Here is a 985-nt window from a genome sequence, read left to right on the forward strand (position 1 = left end):
GATGAGTGCTCCGTTCTCACGCCAGCACCTCAGCATCGCGGGACTGCTGCGCGAGGTGCGGCGCGTCGCCGCGAAGATCCCCGATGCTCCCGCCAACACGATTCCCCTGACGGATTATCTGATGTCGGGATTGGCCGTGTTCGGGCTGAAGTATCCCTCGCTGCTGCAGTTCGATCAGGACCGCCGCGAGGAGACGGCGCGGGCGAATCTGCGCACGCTCTACGGCATTGAGCGCGCCCCTTGCGACACCCGCCTGCGTGAGCGTCTCGACGAGGTGGATCCCGCTGCGCTGCGCCCGCTGTATACGGCGCTGTTTCGCCAGCTGCAGCGCGGCAAGGGGCTGGAGGGGTTTGATTTCCTCGATGGGCATTACCTGCTCTCGGTCGATGGCACGGGGTATTTCTCCTCCAACCGCGTGCATTGCTCCCAGTGCGCCGAGACGCACCATCGCAACGGCACCACGACCTACTCCCATCAGATGCTTGGCGCCGTCTTGGTACACCCGGACTGTCAGGAGGTGTTTCCGCTCGCCCCGGAGCCGATTCTCAAGCCCGATGGCTCGAAGAAGAACGACTGCGAGCGTAACGCCGCCAAGCGCCTGCTCAGCGACGTGCGCCGCGAGCATCCTCACCTCAAGCTCATCGTCGTCGAAGACGCGCTCGCCTCCAACGGCCCGCATATCCGCCACCTCCAGGCGTTGGATCTGCGCTTCATCCTCGGCGCCAAGCCCAGCGACCACACCGCTCTGTTCGACTGGGTTGCGGCCAGTGAGCACACCCTGGAGGTCACGCTCACCGATGAGCGCGGCTGGCGTCACCGCTTCCGCTACCTCAATGGCGCCCCCCTGAACGACACCCACTTCGATCTCGAGGTCAATTTCCTCGAGTACTGGGAGCATGCCCCCGACGGCACGGTGAAGCACTTCTCTTGGGTCACCGATCTCCCGATCACTGAAAGCAACCTCATGACGCTGATGCGAGGAGCA

Annotated in this window: 1 protein-coding gene; it reads left to right on the forward strand. The window is 64.2% G+C overall.

Annotation, left to right across the window (positions count from 1 at the left end; translation table 11 throughout):
* On the forward strand, nt 1-985 hold a 985-nt coding region (locus G3446_RS26940; RefSeq protein ID WP_164456716.1), incomplete at both ends, for a transposase.

Origin of the sequence: Thiorhodococcus minor (assembly GCF_010820565.1) — a bacterium.
GTDB lineage: Bacteria > Pseudomonadota > Gammaproteobacteria > Chromatiales > Chromatiaceae > Thiorhodococcus > Thiorhodococcus minor.